A 16,525-nucleotide genomic window follows, 5' to 3' on the forward strand; every position below is an offset into this window, starting at 1 on the left:
ACGAAGGGAGTGTCCGAGTAGGCGCTCTGGACCCCTTGTGTATCAAGGAAAATTGGGTCATTTGGCGCAAAACGTGTGGTGATGACGTGTGGTGATGAGATGGCCAGACTCGAGCGCAGACGCAGGCTTTACTATGCAGTGCGAGACATTCCAACAGAGCTTCAAGGCCAGATCGGGAAACGCCGTTTCTTGAAGTCCACCGGAACGGGGGATGCAGATGAGGCACGAAGGGTCGCTGCGACTTTCGATGTCTTCTGGCTTGAGAAACTGCAAGCCGCTAAGGCTGGCCCGACAGCACACTCTCAGAGTCACGAAAGCACAGAGGCACGTGTTCTCAAGGAAGCCGCATGGTGGCGGCGTAGGATTGCATCGGCGGCAAACGAACAGACCCGCCGGAAGTTCCTCGAGCAGATGAAGGAGGCTGCGTCTGAGTATGTGAACCCAGACGATCCGACGGATGAAGCGGCCCACGATCTAGCAAACCTCTTTGTCGAGGCTGCGGAGGGCAATCAAAGCCGAACCTCGGAGTCGCTTGATGAGTATCTCGCGATGAAGTCGAGAGACCTGAAAGCCAAAACGGCAGACCTGTATCGTACCAGTCTGGAGCGGTTCTGTACTCGGTTCGAACGCGTGGCCGATGTCTCCCCACGTGCGGTGCGTAGCTGGGTGACCGACATGCGCCTTGAGGGAATGAGCGACAACACTCTTCAAAGGAATTTCTCTGCGGTTCGCGGATATTGGCAGCACCTCAAGGATGCGGGTCTGGCTCCAGACGATGTCGATCCATTCGCAGGGGCGCTCAAGAACACAAACAAGTCCAAGAACCGAGTGGGCATAGCCACGCCGTACAAGCCGTTCTCTGACGTCGATGTCGTGACCTTGCTGAGGGCCGCTCGCCACAAAGGTGATGACACTCTGGCAAATCTGATAACGCTGGGGATGTGGACTGGGTGTCGTATCGGGTCGCTTTGCTTGCTCAGAGTATCGGACGTCAACGGAGACAGCTTTGAGGTCGATGATAAGACACGTGCGGGTGAGCGAACGGTCCCAATCCACAAAGAGCTGCAACCGTTGATCGACAAGCTGTGCGCTACATCGACAGATGGCTTCGTTCTGTCAGGTCTCACAACCAACAAATACGGCAACCGTGCAGATGCGGTAGGCAAGCGCTTCGGCCACCTCAAGACCGCGTTGGGCCATCAAGGCAGGCAGTGGGCGTTTCACAGCATTCGCAAGACGGTTGTAACCCAGCTTCAACGCGCGGATGTGCCTGAGGAGATCACCATGTCTATTGTGGGACACGAGAACGACTCTCTGACATATGGTTTATACAGTGATGGCCCAAGCTTGGAACAGAAGCGCAGCGCAATCGGCAAGCTCCAGTACCCCCTCTGATCGTGGCTCTGCGCTATGCCCCCGTATTCCGTGGCATGTCGTATCTTGGTCGGCCAGACGGTTTTCCTGTCGGGTTGAGATAGCTTGCGCGATACCCACGGTCTCTTTTGGGACCCATGTAGACCAATCCTGACATCTCAGCCCATTTCATCATCAAGAGGCATATCAAGATCGACAGTTCGTCGTCCTGTGCACGCATCAGGTCCACCTCTGAGGGACGCGGCAAGTGGAGATGTTCAACGAGGTAAGCGAGTTCGGGAGAGATAACGCTCCTTTCTTGAGCAAGACTTTTTTCGCCCAGTCTAACTAAGTCACGGAGCGCCACTTTCGAGACATTGGAATAGGAGAAAGGTCCTTCAAAGTGGTGTTTGTTGCGATGTGATGCTCTTTATGATTGTGTCTTGGGATAAACCTAAAAACGGAATTGCCATGGCAACTGATCGGAAACAATTAAGGCTCTGCGCCCATCGAGCCATATTTAGTGAAGAAACAAAAATCACGTTCCAAGACATCTTGGTGCAGCTTAAGCAGAACCTGCCCAAGCACTCAGATCGCTTGTTGGAACCTCTCAACTCGACTGACACCAGTGTAGCGATTTCGAAGTTCTTCTCTCACCCCAGTAACCTCGGGACAGGTGTACTCTTGAGTACATTCGTTGTTGGTCGACAGGTTAGCACGATGTCCTTTCAAAACTCAGAGGAAGAAATTGAAATTGGTACACAAACTGCAGAAGAAGGAGAGGAGTTTTTAGACAAGAACATTGCGCTCTTCGCGGTGGGCGATGTCGTTATCTCATGTGGGCTTGGAAAGAGGACAACAACCGTCTGCACTTCACTGTATCGCCTTGCAAAAAATGCACAAATTATCCCCAATACCACCTCTTTCAATTTAACAAACATGCCGCACGGAGACACCTTAAAGGCCATAAAATCAGTTGGCGTGAAGCGAGTTGAAATGGATGCTACGGCTCTCATTGGCTCTCTACCACGTTCGTTCAAAGGGGGTCTTATTGAACAACTTTTTGGAACAGGTGACAGCGGCGAGGCAATCAAGAAGAGGCGCGAAAACGTCGCCAAAATTGCCGTTTTCTCAAGTCGAATGTTCAAACGAAGTGGCTTCGGGGTTCTGGAACAAGATAAGAACATTTGGCTAGACAGCATCGCAAAAGAGGTTGTAGAAGACAAAAATATAGATGCCTACACCATCATTCTGAACAACGACGTGCCGATAAAAAGCGGCTCACTCCTTTGGCAGAAGCTTGTTTCATTGCCAGCGGATGGGACAAGCTATGATGTACAAGAGGCGCATAAAAAGATGATTGCCTTCTATCAAGAGCTTGGCGGAGAGCCCTAAGTGAAACGAACTGGACCGAGAAACCTGTTCTTTATTACCGCTGTTGTTGTCGCTGCAGCAGCGGTCGCCATATTCGCGTTCAATTTCCCATCTCCAGTTAAGGCTGTAGCTGGATTGATCGTTACCTCAATAAGTATCTTTTTTGGTATGTCTTTGGCTTTGATTTCATTTGCTTCCGCGCCTGTTCAAGTGTCTGAAATTTCCGTTCCAAAGAAGCAAGATCGTACTGAAATCGAGACTGATATCCTATGGGAAAATGGGAGAACACTTTTTCGGCAAAAGTTGGCGGTTTCGGTGTTTGTTGTGACCGTCATACTTGGAATCCTGTTTATAGGTGCTGACGACTTTGCACCCAGCTCAACTGGACTTTCCCTAGCTTCTGCCGCATTCGGATTTGCCAGCACTCTTTCATTTGCAATTTCCATCGTTTTGCCGTTTTCAATTTCTCGAGTGGTTGACCGGCACCACTATTTTCGACGCTGATGCCCCTTTGATCCCTCGTCACTAACCTTAGACCGACATCGTAGCTGAATTAAATCCCGTACTCGAGAAAGGGCGAAGCCCTCCAATCGATATCTTGATGATATCCTTATGACTGTCTGTGTGACTGTCCTTAGGGGTCTTCTTGCGGGTTGCTTGTTTAAGGGGGGTATTGAATAAACCCCCTCCTCATGGGTCCTTTAACGCAGGGACATACTTGAGGGTCTAGAGGGTAACCCTGCGAGGGAGGCACAAGACCACATACCTTCTCTCCCTCTTCGACTTCAACACCAACAACGTCCGTGTCATCGAGATCGACAATGAGCCTTGGTTTGTCGCCAAGGATGTCTGTGACGCGCTGGACATCAAGAAAGCCCGTACTTCCGTGACGGCTGTTGTCTCCGACGACAACAAGGCTCACCTTCTCAAGTCATCTCTGACTAACGCCCATGGCGTGGGCCTTAGCTACCCCAACCGTGGTGCAACCTGCATCAACGAAGCGGGTCTGTACGAACTCATCTTCACTTCCTGCAAGCCCGAGGCGATGGCCTTCAAGGACTGGGTGACAACCAGCGCCCTCCCAGCGATCCGCAAGGATGGCGGATACGTCATGGGTGAAGAGAAGCAAAAGACAGGGGCGAGCAAGTGCCTTTCGGTTTTGCGGCCACGATAGGAACGGTTCTCGAGGCTATGACGATTTAGCCGAGATCAACGCCCTTGGGGCAAAGACACATCACGTCTTTGGTTTGTCTTTTGCTTCTCGGGTACGAGGAGTTGTCGCTTGTCATTGCTGACGCGGGACCTGTGCCATCGTCGCTTCTGTGAGAGCTGAATTGATCTTCGTAAGGGTGAACTACTCAAAGCTTTCTAGAGGGCGACTTTTGGCCCCACTGGCGGGCTGAAAATACGCATCGTTAGGCGCTCGATAGGCCACGGTTCAGTAAGACGCTGTCGCCCCTGAGTCAGAATGACTCATTGGAGTGGTCTCGGGGTTATGAGACACGTTGCCCACAAAGACTAAGGAGCGTGTGAGACATAATGAAAATCGGATACGCAAGGACATCGACGTTTGAACAAAGCGCAGGACTTGAGGCGCAGATCAGGGACCTTGAGAATGCAGGCTGCGAACGCATCTTCACAGAGCAGGTGTCGTCGGTGGACCTGAGGCGGCGTGAGAAGCTCGATGAGGCGCTGGCGTTTGTGCGGCAGGGTGACACGGTTGTTGTGACGAAGCTGGATCGACTGGCCCGCTCAATGAGCCATCTTGTCGAGATCAGGCAGCAGCTCGACAGCAAGGAAGTCTCGTTGTCCATTCTGGACCTCAGCCTCGACACATCCACGGCCACGGGCAAGCTCATGATCAACTTGCTGGGCAGTGTCGCTGAGTTTGAGCGGTCAATAATGCTCGAGCGCCAACGAGAGGGCATCGCAAAAGCCAAAGCGGCAGGCAAGTACAAAGGAAGAAAGCCCACTGCGAGAGCCAAGGCTGACGAGATCAGAGCCTTGAAGGCGCAAGGTGTCTCACCAACAGAAATCGCAAGGCGTCTGGCAATTGGCCGCGCATCCGTTTACCGCATCCTCAACGACACAACAGGTACAAACCAATGACCGTCATTCGTTTTCCAAACGGCTCTCAAGATGCATCTCAAGCTGCGGCTCTGGGCAACACCATGAGCGAGACCACCCGTTTTGATGTGGTCGTGGCTGAGGATGGAATGCAAAGTATCGCTGTCGAGCGCGATGACCAGCCCCATTGTGGCATCCATCCACATGACGGTAGCTGGCATATCGTGGCTCCAGACTTTTCTGTTTTGTCAGTCCATCGTTCCGTTGAAGAGGCCGTAAGGACCATCGCCTCCTAACTTCGGTAGGTCAGAAGCTACGAGTGCCTCAAAGCGCTCGAAGGTCGCCCGAAACAAGGCCTGTGGCGCAAGCGACATACGGTCTTATAGTTTAACGTTGCTTTCCCTTGCTAGTTTCGTGGTGCTGATCTGAACGAAAGGACGGCACTATGAGCACTAAACACAAACTGTCAGCGGTACTGACTACAGCGTTGATTGGTCTTGCGGCAGCTTTTCCAGCTAACTCAGAACCGCTAGCAAAAGAGACGCTTGGACGATATGACAACCCGACAACCGATGCGGAAAAAACGCTATTTAAGGTGATGATGCACGGTATGTATCAAGGTGTTTCATGGTCAACGTCGGTGGCTGAAAGCACCGGTGGATCTCCACTCTATTGCGAGCCTAGTGACCTAGCCATGAATCTTGAAATGGTGATTGGAATTTTGCGGTCATACGCAGAGACACTCGAGAACGACATTCCGATTGGTTTGGCAATGGTCGAGGCTCTGCAAAAGACCTTCCCGTGTGAATGATTTGGCGGGGCTTTTAACACGGCGAATCTGCCTTTTCCTACATTGTTGGTAAGGGCGAACGCTTGGGGCGCTTCTGGGTGGCATCGGTCTAGTGCCAAAATTGACAGGCGATCCGTCGCCGTGGTCTGTATCCATCGGCCAAGCTCTACCTTGTCGCAGCTTCCTGCGCTCACCTGCGTTCTCCCCTGACTCGGTCTCACTCACAGAAGGGGGCATGGGGGCGACATCAGTCTCTTGTGGGGAGATATATGCCTGTAGATCACCGCACTGTTTTTTCGGTTTGGTTGCGTCTCGCACAGCACAAACTGAACAAAAACGTGTGGTGATGGCGTGTGGTGATGACGCTTGACCGCATCTTCTAAGTCATTGATTTATTAGGTGAAAAATTCGCCAAAAGGTTATGGCGGAGACGAAGGGATTCGAACCCTCGAAACGGTTTCCCGTTTACTCCCTTAGCAGGGGAGCGCCTTCGACCACTCGGCCACGTCTCCGCTGACCCGTATATTTGTACGGCATATGGGGCACAAGCCCCAAAAGTACGTTTTTGTTGCTTTTCTTGGAAAGGTTGGCCGCAAGCTGATGGGGGCGAGCGGATTCGCGGCTGATACGCCTTGTTTTATGGGGTGTGCTGGACTTCTCATATGCTTAGGTGGTCTTGAGTTGTGCCTCGCCAGTGGGGCGCATGGACGAAAAATCGGAGAATCTTTCGGTTTTAGGCAAGCCGTTCAAGGTGAAGGTGGTGTGCAGATTATTATACATTTTCAATACTTGGGGCATGGCTGCGCGCTGTGGGGTATCTGTCAGGTTTTGTATTTGCCGCGTTCGCATATCTGGACTGAAAAAGTTCAGGCGAATGCTGGTTTTTAACCTGCAACGGGACGGTTGAATCCTGCAGGCAAACGAGTCAAAAGAGCCGCAAATTCGCAGCTAGGCCGTCTTTACCCACCTAAGATTCTGCCGATAGACGCCGTAGATGGGGCCAGATTTTTCCGCCAAAACCCACTCTAATGGAGCCTGAAAATGCGCACTAAAATGCGCCCGGCAAATATTTATTGGATTTTGGATACAATGAGCCTATAAGGCCCTGCAGATGCTGTAGGGAGGATGCGTCTGGTGTATGGTATTGCACATTTCGGTGTTGGGAGTGCACGCGCTCTCAGGAGCATCCGCGCTTTTTCCTGTTCAGATCCCAAGAGCCTTCGCAGGGGCGCATTCCTTTGCGGCTAAACACTGGATGCCGGTGGCAGCCAAACCAAATCTCACAACTTGGAGACGTTGATAATGAAACTTCTGATGAAAACCGCGGCAGCCGGTGCGCTTGCCCTGTTGAGCAGCACAGCAGCTTTCGCAGCAGATATTGACCTGCGTTTTGCGGGTGTGTTCCCGATTGATCACCAGGGCACCAAAATGATGGAGCAGGTGGCAGCAGACGTGAATGCGGCTGGCGTTGGCCTCAACATGACCGTTTTCCCGGCCAACCAGCTGGGTTCTGGCGAAGCACTGTTTGAAGACGTTGCGCGCGGCAACATCGATTTTGCCTCCGCATTCATCTACTCTGACACCGACCCTCGCCTTGAGTTCCTGTCCATGCCTTTCCTGGTGAGCGGCTGGGACGATATGGACAGCGTGATGCGCAATCCAGAGTCCGAATTCAACAAGATCCTGCAAGAGATCACTGACGAATACGGCGTGAAAGTGATTGCTGGCAACCCAGAGGGTTTCGTGGGCATCGTGGCCACCAAAGAGCCAACCAACTGGAACACGCTGGAAGACAAGGGCATGAACATTCGTGTTTGGTCTTCTGCTGTTCTGAAGGAGATGATCGAGAGCTTTGGCTTCCAGGCGACCACTATGGCTTGGGGTGATATCTTCCCAGCGCTGCAGTCTGGCATTGTGGACGGCGCAATCTGCTGCACCAAGACCGCGACTTATTCCATCTTCGCGCAGTCTGATGTTGGCAGCCACTTCATCGAGTACAACACCATTCCTGAACAGACCTTCTACTATGCGTCTGAGCGTTCGCTGGCGAAGCTGAACGACGAGCAGCGTGCGGTCATCGAAACTGCTATGAAGAAAGCGTCTGACGACTTTTTCGCCTACAATCGTGAGAACGATTCTGTGTTTGAGCAGAAGCTGGTCGACAGCGGCTACACCATCCTGAAGCTCAACGCTGAAGAGCAGGCGGCAATGGTTGAGCACGTCCGCACCAACATCTGGCCAACCATGGAAAGCTCTGTTGGCAAAGACGTGATGGATCGTCTGCTTGCTGCAGGTAAGTAATTGCCTTAGTGGGCCGGTGGAAATCACCGGCCCATGCTGTATTCAGCGACTACAGACCGTCACGAAAAAGAGGCGCGCAGAATGAACATTACTGAGGAACTGCCAAAGGCCATTGGGGTGCCCCTGAGTTGGGCCATGGTTCTCATGAAAATAATTGTGACCATCTCTGGCCTGTTGATGGCCGTGACATTTGGGTTGGTTGTGATCATCCGTTACGGTTTTAATGGTGACCTGTTTGCTTATGAGGAGTGGCTTCTGGCAGCCAGTATTGTGGGTTTTTTTGCAGGGGCGGTTCTGGCGTCTGAGCGCAAACTCCATATTAACGCCGATATTCTGGGAATCGTGATTACCAACCCCCGTTTGCAATGGTGGCGAGGGTTTGTTGTCCTGACGATCGAGTTGGCGGTGACATTGTTTGTTGTCTATGCCTGCTATGTGTCGCTGGCTGATGACTTCTCTTTCCCGAGGTTCCGCTCCACGCCTGCGTTACGCATCCCGTTTGTCTCCTGGCGTATTGCGATCATGATCGCCTTCGGCTTTATGTCGATGTTCTCCGCCGCATATCTCTACGTCCATATCCGCAAAGGCCTTGGCTTGCCTCTGAAGTCGGAAAGCTCTGAAGAGGCCGCACAATGATCATTGTTGGAAGTCTAGTCATCGTTTGTGTCATGCTGCTGCTTGGCGTCAGTGTATTTGTGGCATTTGGGGCTGTTTTGGCTTTCATTGCCGTGGTTGGGGATCAATCGATCTCTGGTTATCTTCCGACTGGATCGACCGGTATCAGGTCATTGGTGCTGCTGGCGATCCCGCTGTTCATGATTGCTGGCGGCGTGATGGAAAAGGGGCGGATTGCTGCCCCGCTGGTGGCGCTTGCGGAATTGTTCATTGGCCACCTGAAAGGTGGATTGTCTGCGGCGGCGGTTCTTGCGTGTGGTGTGTTTGGGTCTATTTCCGGCGCAGCCAACGCGACGCTGACCTGTATTGGTGGCATCATGATGCCGCACCTGAAGCGGGCCAATTATCCAGCGGGTCAATCCGCAGCGCTGTTGGTTTGCGCAAGCCCGCTGGGCTTGCTGATTCCACCAAGCTCGTCGCACATTCTATATGGTTGGGTGGCGCAGCAGCATGTGTTGAAGTGCTTCCTGTCAACTGTGATCCCGGCGATGATTTTGATCACGCTTTTGATCATCACCAACCAGTTCATGCTGCGCAAATATGACAACATTGAGCTGAAGGATCGCCCTGATCCGTTTATGCCTGCACTGAAAGCGCAGGGGCGTGTTGCGGGCCCCGCGCTGATGATGCCGATCATCATCCTTGGCGGCATCTATGGCGGTATCATGACCCCAACAGAAGCGGCAGGTATTGCGGTGGTCTATGCGATACCGGTGGCGATTTATTTCTACAAAGGTCTGACCTGGAAAACCCTTGCCGAGACGGTACAGCGCTCAGGCATCACCATCGGCGTGGTGATGGTCATGATCTTTATGGTGGTGATTGTGTCTGACAATCTGATTGCGCAGGGTGCTCCACAGATCGCCAAGGACATGGTCTATTCGGTATCTGAAAACCCGATTGTCATTCTGTTGATGATCAATGTGGTGATGATCCTGATTGGCATGTTGATGGATGATATTTCCGGCTTGCTGCTCTCCACACCGATCCTGCTGCCAATTGCGCAGAGCGTAGGTATGGATCCGATTCACTTTGCTGCCGTTATCGGGGTGAATCTTGGAATGGCCAATATCACGCCACCGACCGCTCCGCTGCTGTATCTGGGCGCGCAAGTTACAGACACGCCGGTTGCGAAGATGCTGTGGCCGACGCTTGTGTTCATCGTGTTTGCTTGGTTGCCGACATTGATGTTGACGACCTTTGTGCCATCAATTGCATTGTGGTTGCCAAATCTGCTTTTGGGCTAAGGTGTGTCTGACAGTTCTTGAATGACGAAAGCCGGCGGGAATCTCGCCGGCTTTTATGTGTGAAGCAAATTATGTGGCGTGGACTGTTGGCTCATGCATATGTGAGTACGATCACTGTGGCGATGGCCAGCATGCCTGCGGTGACAAAACCTGTATACTCCAATGCGCTCAGAAATTTGCGTGTCATTTGGAGTGTCCTTTTCTGAATCAATGTGTCTGTACGATGGCGCCCGTTTAGGGGGCAAGCTGGGTCGCGAGAAGAATTTCATTCGCATGTCCGCTATGCGTGTTTGTGTTGGCTGTTGGCGTCGGATTCTCCGGTGTGAAAGCAGTTTCTTGGATACATCGTCATTTTCTATTGGATTTTGGATCCAATTATTGTAGCTGGAGTGGCATAGGAGATTGTCCTTTTGAATCGCTAGTCAAGTGCGGTGGTTGTGAGGTTGATCTTCGGAGGGCGCGCCCTCCTTATCCGTCAACATATGGCGCTTGCGCCAGCCTTCAGACAGGAGATCCCATGTCGACCACCGTTTTTGCTGGCACCATGCCCGCGCTGATGACCCCATGCAAAGAAGACCGCACACCAGACTATGATGCGCTGGTAAAGAAAGGTCATGACATGATCGAAGCCGGTATGTCGGCTGTGGTCTATTGCGGCTCCATGGGGGACTGGCCGCTATTGTCCGATGAAGAGCGCATGACGGGCGTGGAGCGCCTTGTTGAAGCGGGTATTCCTGTTGTTGTGGGTACCGGTGCGATCAACTCCAAATCTGCTGTGGCACATGCGGCACACGCGCAAAAAGTTGGCGCGGCTGGCCTTATGGTGATCCCGCGTGTTCTGTCTCGCGGTACATCGATGGCTGCGCAGAAGAACCACTTCAAAGCCATCCTGGAAGCGGCACCTGATGTGCCTGCGATCATTTATAACAGTCCGGTTTATGGCTTCGCCACCCGCGCAGACCTCTTCTTTGCCCTGCGTGCAGAGCACAAGAACCTCGTTGGTTTCAAAGAGTTTGGTGGCAAAGATGATTTGCGTTATGCCGCAGAACACATCACCAGCCAGGACGAACAAGTCACGCTTATGGTGGGTGTGGACACCGAAGTGTACCACGGGTTCGTAAACTGTGGCGCAACCGGTTCCATCACTGGTATTGGGACGGCCCTGCCAAAAGAAGCCCTGTTGCTGGCATCCTTGTCGCAGAAGGCTGCACAAGGCAACGCGGAAGCGCGCAAGCGCGCGCAGGAGCTGGAAGAAGCCTTTGGTGTTCTGTCGAGCTTTGATGAAGGCACGGATCTGGTGCTGTACTACAAGTACCTGCTCGTCCTGAATGGTGAAGAAGAATACCGTTTGCACTTCAATGAAACCGATGTTCTGTCTAATGCGCAGCGCAACTATTGCGAGCAACAGTACACACTGTTCCGCAATTGGTTTGCCGACTGGAGCAAGCAGGGCGGGGTGATTGCTGAATGCATGTGATTGACAGTCACACAGGAGGAATGCCCACACGGGTGATCCTTGATGGAGGTCCGGACCTTGGGTCTGGGCCTCTGGCCGATCAGGCGCGCGCTTTGGCGACCGAGCACGAAGCGTTTTACAAGTCCATCCTGCTTGAGCCGCGTGGGCAACCCGGCATGGTGGGGGCACTGTTGGTGCCGCCGCAGGATCCGACGTGCGAAGTGGGTGTGATCTATTTCGACGCCGATGCCGTTTTGGGCATGTGTGGCCATGGTACGATTGGGCTTGGCGTGACACTGGCGCATATGGGCCGCATTGGCGTGGGCACGCACCGGATTGAAACCCCGGTTGGGGTGATCTCGATTGATGTGCTGGACGCCAACACTGTGCGTGTGACCAATGTAGAAAGCCGCCGTGTCAAAGCAGATGTGACTGTTGACGTGCCAGACTATGGCCCGATGACAGGCGATCTTGCCTATGGCGGAAATTGGTTTTTCATTGTTGATCCCAGCCCGATGCCGGTCAAAAGCGCCGATATTCGTACGTTGACGGATCTGGCCATAGCCACGCGGGAGGCCTGTGTTGCGCAGGGTGTTGTGGGGGAAAACGGCGAGCTGGTGGACCACGTTGTGTTCCAAGGCGTGTCTCCGAAAGAGGGAGTTCACAGCCGCAATTTCGTACTGTGCCCAGATGACGAATATGATCGGTCGCCCTGTGGCACAGGCAGCTCTGCGCGACTGGCGTGTCTCGCAGCATCTGGCCGCCTCGCGCCCGGTGAAGAGATCGTACAGGAAAGCGTGATTGGCAGCCCTTATCGACTGTCTTACCAGATTGGTGAGGCAGGGGGCGTGGTCCCAACGATTGTGGGGCAGGCCTACATTATGGCTGAAGGTACGCTCCTCTTTGGCGATGATGACCCCTTTAAGGCGGGCATTACTGACTAACTGGATCGGGCGCATCTGCGCCCAGTCAATTGCTTTTGTCCTCACTGGCCTGAGGGCGCGCCAAAATGGTCTGGGAGATAGGGATGCAGGACGCGCGAGAGATTGTGGTGATTGGTGCCGGTGTTGTGGGCATCAGTGCGGCACTGGAGTTGCAGAGCCGCGGGCATCAGGTCACGGTTTTGGATCGCAAAGGGGTTGCGGCAGAAACTTCGCAAGGCAATGCGGGCGCTTTTGCCTATACTGATATTGTGCCGCTGGCGACGCCCGGCATCATGCGCAAAGCCCCCAAGTGGCTGTTTGATCCTTTGGGGCCACTGTCGGTGCCGCCACGCTACGCCCTCAAGATCGCGCCATGGATGTTGCGTTTCTGGCGGGCAAGCTGGCGCGATCGGTATCTGGCGTCCTTGTCGGCGCAATCGGCGTTGATGGATTTCAGTCGCGCGGCTTTGGAGCGTCAGATCGCAGCGGTGGACGGTGAGCCGATGATGCAGCGCGAAGGGCAGATTATGCTGTATGAATCCGAGGCGGAGCTGCGTGCCAGCATGCCCAGCTGGGAGCTGCGCAAGCAGCATGGGATCCCGTTTGAGCTGCTCAAAAGTGCAGATGCGATTGCAGAGATCCAGCCTGGACTGAGTCGTCAGTTCACCCATGCGGGCTATACGCCGACGTGGATGAACACAGCGGATCCTGCCGCTTGGACGCAGCACTTGGCGGATCAGTTTATGGCACGTGGTGGGCGTTTGCAGATAGCGCAGGTCATGGATGTGCAGGCCCAAGACCAAAAGGTGCGGCTGAGCACATCGGATGGTGAGATAGTCGCGGACAAGCTCGTGATCAGTGCCGGGGCGTGGTCACATAAATTGGCGGCGCGCTTGGGGGATAAGATCCCGCTGGAAACCGAACGGGGTTACAACACGACCTTGCCTGAAGGGGCGTTTGATTTGCGCACGCATGTCACCTTTGGGGGGCATGGTTTTGTTATGACGCGCATCAATGGTGGTGTGCGCGTCGGTGGCGCTGTGGAGCTTGGCGGATTGGATCTGCCACCAAATTACAAGCGCGCGGATACCCTGCTTGCGAAGGCAAAGCGATTTGCCCCTGATCTGAACACTTCAGGTGGGACGCAATGGATGGGCTTCCGCCCTTCTTTGCCTGACAGTTTGCCGGTTATTGATCATGCACCGGGGGCGCGGCAGGTGATTTATGCCTTTGGCCATGGACATTTGGGACTTACCCAATCGGCGGGGACAGCCGAGCTTGTGGCGGCGCTGGTCGAAGGAAAAACGCCGCAAGTCGATATGTCGGCATTTGCCGCAACACGGTTCTAAGTTTGCGCCAGAACAACACTATAGAGGAGGCAGCATGCGCAGCAGCAAAACAATTCACGTGATTTCCGCCCATGCAGAAGGCGAAGTTGGTGATGTGATCGTGGGGGGGGTTTTGCCGCCGCCCGGTGAAACGCTTTGGGAGCAGCGTCGGTTCATTGCGGAGGATCAGACCCTGCGTAATTTTGTATTGAATGAGCCTCGTGGTGGTGTGTTCCGCCATGTCAACTTGCTTGTGCCTCCGAAACATCCAGAGGCCGATGCCGCTTGGATCATCATGGAGCCTGAAGACACGCCACCGATGTCGGGGTCGAATTCTATCTGTGTGTCTACCGTATTGCTGGATGGCGGGTTGATCCCGATGCAGGAGCCGGTCACCCATATGACACTTGAGGCGCCGGGGGGGCTCGTTCGGGTGCGCGCGGAGTGCAAAAATGGCAAGGCAGAGCGAATTTTTGTTCAGAATTTGCCCAGTTTTGCTGGACAGCTGGATGTCGTACTTGAAGTCGAGGGGCTTGGCTCTATCACGGTTGATACCGCATATGGCGGTGACAGTTTTGTGGTGGTGGACGCAAAGGCACTTGGTTTTCAAATCGTCGAAAGCGAAGCTAAAGACATTGCGCAGTTGGGGGTGAAGATCACCAATGCGGCGAACGAACAGCTGGGGTTCCATCACCCAGAGAACCCTGATTGGAAGCACATTTCTTTCTGCGCATTCTGCGGGCCGCTCAGTGAAACAGAGACCGGTCTGACTGGAAAATCCGCGGTGGCGATTCAGCCGGGTAAGGTGGACCGTTCTCCAACCGGCACGGCTGTATCGGCGCGAATGGCTTTGATGGCCGCGCGGGGACAGATGACACAGGGGCAAACCTTTGAAGCGGTTTCCATCATCGGGTCTCGCTTCACAGGACGTATCGTTGACACGACAACAGTGGGCGGACAGGCGGCGATTGTCCCCGAGATTTCCGGGCGCGGCTGGGTCACGGGCATTCACCAGCACATGCTGGATCCGTCGGATCCTTGGCCTGGTGGGTATCGTTTGCGCGATACCTGGGGTGCGTGACAGACAGATTTGAACAAAACGCCCAGCCAAGTGGCTGGGCGTTTCTTTTTAGGCTTTCAGAGCTACCAGATCGTCAAACAAGGTTTGGGGCACTTCAACATACCCACGCTCCAGATTGCGGGCGCGGGCGGCAAAGCGCCGTTGCGATGGCAATCGTGCACCTTGGTCAACAATGTCGGCAAATAGGCGTTCGGCGCGGGCATCATTGTCGGCCACGTGGCCATTGCTGAAATGGTTCGGATCAAACGCCAGAAGGATTTCTCCATGATAGGGGGCCCCGCCTGCGCCATTGGCAAAGGCCATGCTCTCCATGCTGGTGAGATCATCAATCAGGGGGCCTGCCAGCAACTCCACCATGATGGATAGCGCGGAGCCCTTGTAGCTGCCAAAAGTCAGCATGGCGCCATCCATCGCGGCTTGTGCATCGGTGGTTGGCTTGCCGTCTTTGTCTATCGCCACGCCTTCGGGCAGAGGCTTGCCCGCGCGCCGATAGAGTTCAATCTCTCCGCGTGCAAAGCCGCTGGTCGCGAAATCGAATGTAAACGGGTCTTTGCCGATGCGGGGCCATGAGAACGCGATTGGATTGGTGCCAAGGCTGCCACGCGTGCCGCCTGCTGGGGCCACCCAAGCGTGGCTTGGAACCATCGCCAAACCCGCTAGGCCTTCGTTTGAAAGGCGTTCTACTTCGGGCCATAGAGCTGAGAAATGGAAGCAATTGTTGATTGCCATTGCTGCAATTCCATGTTGTCGGGTCTTTTTGACGAGCGTTGGCAATGCCTTTTCAAATGCAAGCAATGACATGCCGCCTTTGGCATCGACGCGCACGATTGCGTTGTCGGTTTCTGCGAGTTCAGGTTTGACGTGACCGTCGATCTGTCCCGCTTGCATGGTTTGAGCGCACATGAACAAACGGAAGAGGCCATGAGACTGGCAATCGTCGAGCTGACATCGATATAGCATGTCAGTTATGGCGTCTGCGTGCTCTTGGCCATATCCGACAGAGGTCAAGACTTCCTGACAGAGCGTCTGAATGTCGTCGAGTTTCAGTTTTTTCATAGCGCTCATGAGAATTCCCTGATTTCGTTTTTGGTGCAGCAAGAAGATGTTAGGATATTGGATACAAAAATCATATTCATCCAGCAATCCAGATTTCAGGTTTTTTTGCCAATGTTTTCAGTGTAACTCTTCATTTGAGCGTATTGCATCCAGAATACAAAAGCGAAGACCAATATGTCAGCCACTCGTGCCGTTAAGAAGCAAAGCCTTCCCGAACTGATCACAAACGACTTGCGTGAGCGTATCCTAAGTGGGGATCTCAAGGAAGGTGAGGCTATTCGGCAGGAATTGCTCGCGGAAGAATATGAGGTTTCTAGGATGCCTGTACGGGAGGCGTTGAAGCGACTGAGTGCAGAAGGTTTGGTGCAGTGGGAAAACAACCGTGGTGGGTATGTGATGAAACATTCCCTACGAGAGATCGGTGAGATTTTCGACCTGCGGGTTTTGCTTGAAGTAGATCTGTTTCGGCGAGCGATTCCAGAGATGGGCGCCTTAGAATTCGAAAAGTGCGAGGAAATCCTGACCGATATGGAGACTTCTTACCGTCAGGATGATGTGTCACGTTGGGGAAAGTTAAACTACGACTATCATTGTGCGCTGTACAGTGCAGCAGGGCGGCGGCTTTCTGATGAGATGCTCGCGCGTTTGAATGTGCACTCTGATCGGTATGTGCGCATCCATTTAAGTGTGATGCGACAACGGGAGCCAGCGCAACAAGAGCATCGTAGGCTTTTGGAGCTTGCGCGTGCTGGCAATGTTGATGGGGCTTGCGAACTGCTGAGTCAGCATATCACACGCACTAAAGCAGAGCTTTTAGAAATGATCGCAGCGCAGCGAAAGGATGAAGTCAGTTAGCCCAACTTGGTGTTGGCTG

General features: G+C 53.6%; 16 protein-coding genes and 1 tRNA gene. 15 read left to right on the forward strand and 2 right to left on the reverse strand.

Going from position 1 to position 16,525, the window contains the following annotated elements; all coding sequences use genetic code 11:
* Nucleotides 1-99: 99 nt before the first annotated feature.
* The 6 genes from J7413_RS19650 (at nt 100) to J7413_RS19680 (ending at nt 5,605) form a co-directional block, all read left to right on the forward strand.
* Complete coding sequence (locus J7413_RS19650) at nt 100-1,395, forward strand: tyrosine-type recombinase/integrase (protein ID WP_209101493.1); 1,296 nt, start codon at nt 100-102, stop codon at nt 1,393-1,395.
* 381 nt (nt 1,396-1,776) lie between these two features.
* A complete protein-coding gene (locus J7413_RS19655; RefSeq protein WP_209101496.1) occupies nt 1,777-2,748 on the forward strand; it encodes a hypothetical protein in 972 nt (323 codons plus the stop codon).
* Complete coding sequence (locus J7413_RS19660; RefSeq protein ID WP_209065688.1) at nt 2,749-3,231, forward strand: hypothetical protein; 483 nt, start codon at nt 2,749-2,751, stop codon at nt 3,229-3,231.
* 1,035 nt (nt 3,232-4,266) lie between these two features.
* Nucleotides 4,267-4,836 (forward strand): recombinase family protein, encoded by a 570-nt coding sequence (locus tag J7413_RS19670; RefSeq protein ID WP_209101499.1) that lies wholly within the window; start codon nt 4,267-4,269, stop codon nt 4,834-4,836.
* Nucleotides 4,833-5,090: a hypothetical protein gene (locus tag J7413_RS19675; protein ID WP_209101502.1), complete on the forward strand. Its 258-nt coding sequence runs from the start codon at nt 4,833-4,835 to the stop codon at nt 5,088-5,090. The genes J7413_RS19670 and J7413_RS19675 overlap by 4 nt, the downstream gene beginning before the upstream one ends.
* Nucleotides 5,091-5,239: 149 nt before the next feature.
* Nucleotides 5,240-5,605, forward strand: coding sequence for a hypothetical protein (locus J7413_RS19680; protein WP_209101505.1), 366 nt, complete (start codon nt 5,240-5,242; stop codon nt 5,603-5,605).
* Nucleotides 5,606-6,006: 401 nt separating this feature from the next.
* Here J7413_RS19680 and J7413_RS19685 read toward each other — a convergent pair.
* A tRNA-Ser gene (locus J7413_RS19685) sits at nt 6,007-6,096 on the reverse strand.
* Nucleotides 6,097-6,121: 25 nt separating this feature from the next.
* On the opposite strand from J7413_RS19685, the gene J7413_RS19690 reads away from it, so the two are divergent.
* From J7413_RS19690 to J7413_RS19725, 8 genes are all read left to right on the forward strand, one after another.
* Nucleotides 6,122-6,472, forward strand: a complete 351-nt coding sequence (locus J7413_RS19690) for a hypothetical protein (protein WP_209101507.1) — start codon at nt 6,122-6,124, stop codon at nt 6,470-6,472.
* A gap of 414 nt (nt 6,473-6,886) precedes the next feature.
* Nucleotides 6,887-7,885 carry a TRAP transporter substrate-binding protein DctP gene (gene dctP / locus J7413_RS19695; RefSeq protein ID WP_209101510.1) on the forward strand — a complete coding sequence of 333 codons (999 nt, stop codon included), beginning with the start codon at nt 6,887-6,889 and terminating at the stop codon, nt 7,883-7,885.
* 81 nt (nt 7,886-7,966) lie between these two features.
* Nucleotides 7,967-8,521, forward strand: a complete 555-nt coding sequence (locus tag J7413_RS19700) for a TRAP transporter small permease subunit (RefSeq protein WP_209101513.1) — start codon at nt 7,967-7,969, stop codon at nt 8,519-8,521.
* Nucleotides 8,518-9,807, forward strand: coding sequence for a TRAP transporter large permease (locus J7413_RS19705; RefSeq protein ID WP_209101514.1), 1,290 nt, complete (start codon nt 8,518-8,520; stop codon nt 9,805-9,807). The genes J7413_RS19700 and J7413_RS19705 overlap by 4 nt, the downstream gene beginning before the upstream one ends.
* A 517-nt stretch (nt 9,808-10,324) precedes the next feature.
* A complete protein-coding gene (locus J7413_RS19710; RefSeq protein WP_209101515.1) occupies nt 10,325-11,284 on the forward strand; it encodes a dihydrodipicolinate synthase family protein in 960 nt (319 codons plus the stop codon).
* The gene (locus tag J7413_RS19715) at nt 11,275-12,207 is read left to right on the forward strand and encodes a proline racemase family protein (RefSeq protein WP_209101516.1); all 933 of its coding nucleotides are present in this window, start codon (nt 11,275-11,277) and stop codon (nt 12,205-12,207) included. Before J7413_RS19710 ends, J7413_RS19715 begins: the two co-directional genes overlap by 10 nt.
* A gap of 83 nt (nt 12,208-12,290) precedes the next feature.
* Nucleotides 12,291-13,535, forward strand: coding sequence for an FAD-dependent oxidoreductase (locus J7413_RS19720; RefSeq protein WP_209101517.1), 1,245 nt, complete (start codon nt 12,291-12,293; stop codon nt 13,533-13,535).
* Nucleotides 13,536-13,569: 34 nt separating this feature from the next.
* Nucleotides 13,570-14,595 (forward strand): proline racemase family protein, encoded by a 1,026-nt coding sequence (locus tag J7413_RS19725; protein ID WP_209101518.1) that lies wholly within the window; start codon nt 13,570-13,572, stop codon nt 14,593-14,595.
* 48 nt (nt 14,596-14,643) lie between these two features.
* Here the strand turns inward: J7413_RS19725 and J7413_RS19730 are convergent, their stop codons facing one another.
* Nucleotides 14,644-15,660, reverse strand: coding sequence for an Ldh family oxidoreductase (locus tag J7413_RS19730; RefSeq protein WP_209101519.1), 1,017 nt, complete (start codon nt 15,658-15,660; stop codon nt 14,644-14,646).
* A 165-nt stretch (nt 15,661-15,825) separates the two neighbouring features.
* On the opposite strand from J7413_RS19730, the gene J7413_RS19735 reads away from it, so the two are divergent.
* Nucleotides 15,826-16,506 carry a GntR family transcriptional regulator gene (locus tag J7413_RS19735; protein ID WP_209101520.1) on the forward strand — a complete coding sequence of 227 codons (681 nt, stop codon included), beginning with the start codon at nt 15,826-15,828 and terminating at the stop codon, nt 16,504-16,506.
* The last annotated feature ends 19 nt before the right edge of the window (nt 16,507-16,525 follow it).

This window comes from Shimia sp. R10_1, from assembly GCF_017744095.1.
Taxonomy (GTDB): Bacteria; Pseudomonadota; Alphaproteobacteria; order Rhodobacterales; family Rhodobacteraceae; genus Shimia.

What these genes read in the sequence shown, in the direction of transcription:
- J7413_RS19650 (WP_209101493.1), top strand. Translation starts at nt 100, where the DNA reads ATGGCCAGACTCGAGCGCAGACGCAGGCTTTACTATGCAGTGCGAGAC.
- J7413_RS19655 (WP_209101496.1), top strand. Translation starts at nt 1,777, where the DNA reads ATGCTCTTTATGATTGTGTCTTGGGATAAACCTAAAAACGGAATTGCC.
- J7413_RS19670 (WP_209101499.1), top strand. Translation starts at nt 4,267, where the DNA reads ATGAAAATCGGATACGCAAGGACATCGACGTTTGAACAAAGCGCAGGA.
- J7413_RS19675 (WP_209101502.1), top strand. Translation starts at nt 4,833, where the DNA reads ATGACCGTCATTCGTTTTCCAAACGGCTCTCAAGATGCATCTCAAGCT.
- J7413_RS19680 (WP_209101505.1), top strand. Translation starts at nt 5,240, where the DNA reads ATGAGCACTAAACACAAACTGTCAGCGGTACTGACTACAGCGTTGATT.
- J7413_RS19690 (WP_209101507.1), top strand. Translation starts at nt 6,122, where the DNA reads ATGGGGCACAAGCCCCAAAAGTACGTTTTTGTTGCTTTTCTTGGAAAG.
- dctP (WP_209101510.1), top strand. Translation starts at nt 6,887, where the DNA reads ATGAAACTTCTGATGAAAACCGCGGCAGCCGGTGCGCTTGCCCTGTTG.
- J7413_RS19700 (WP_209101513.1), top strand. Translation starts at nt 7,967, where the DNA reads ATGAACATTACTGAGGAACTGCCAAAGGCCATTGGGGTGCCCCTGAGT.
- J7413_RS19705 (WP_209101514.1), top strand. Translation starts at nt 8,518, where the DNA reads ATGATCATTGTTGGAAGTCTAGTCATCGTTTGTGTCATGCTGCTGCTT.
- J7413_RS19710 (WP_209101515.1), top strand. Translation starts at nt 10,325, where the DNA reads ATGTCGACCACCGTTTTTGCTGGCACCATGCCCGCGCTGATGACCCCA.
- J7413_RS19715 (WP_209101516.1), top strand. Translation starts at nt 11,275, where the DNA reads ATGCATGTGATTGACAGTCACACAGGAGGAATGCCCACACGGGTGATC.
- J7413_RS19720 (WP_209101517.1), top strand. Translation starts at nt 12,291, where the DNA reads ATGCAGGACGCGCGAGAGATTGTGGTGATTGGTGCCGGTGTTGTGGGC.
- J7413_RS19725 (WP_209101518.1), top strand. Translation starts at nt 13,570, where the DNA reads ATGCGCAGCAGCAAAACAATTCACGTGATTTCCGCCCATGCAGAAGGC.
- J7413_RS19730 (WP_209101519.1), bottom strand. Translation starts at nt 15,660, where the DNA reads ATGAGCGCTATGAAAAAACTGAAACTCGACGACATTCAGACGCTCTGT.
- J7413_RS19735 (WP_209101520.1), top strand. Translation starts at nt 15,826, where the DNA reads ATGTCAGCCACTCGTGCCGTTAAGAAGCAAAGCCTTCCCGAACTGATC.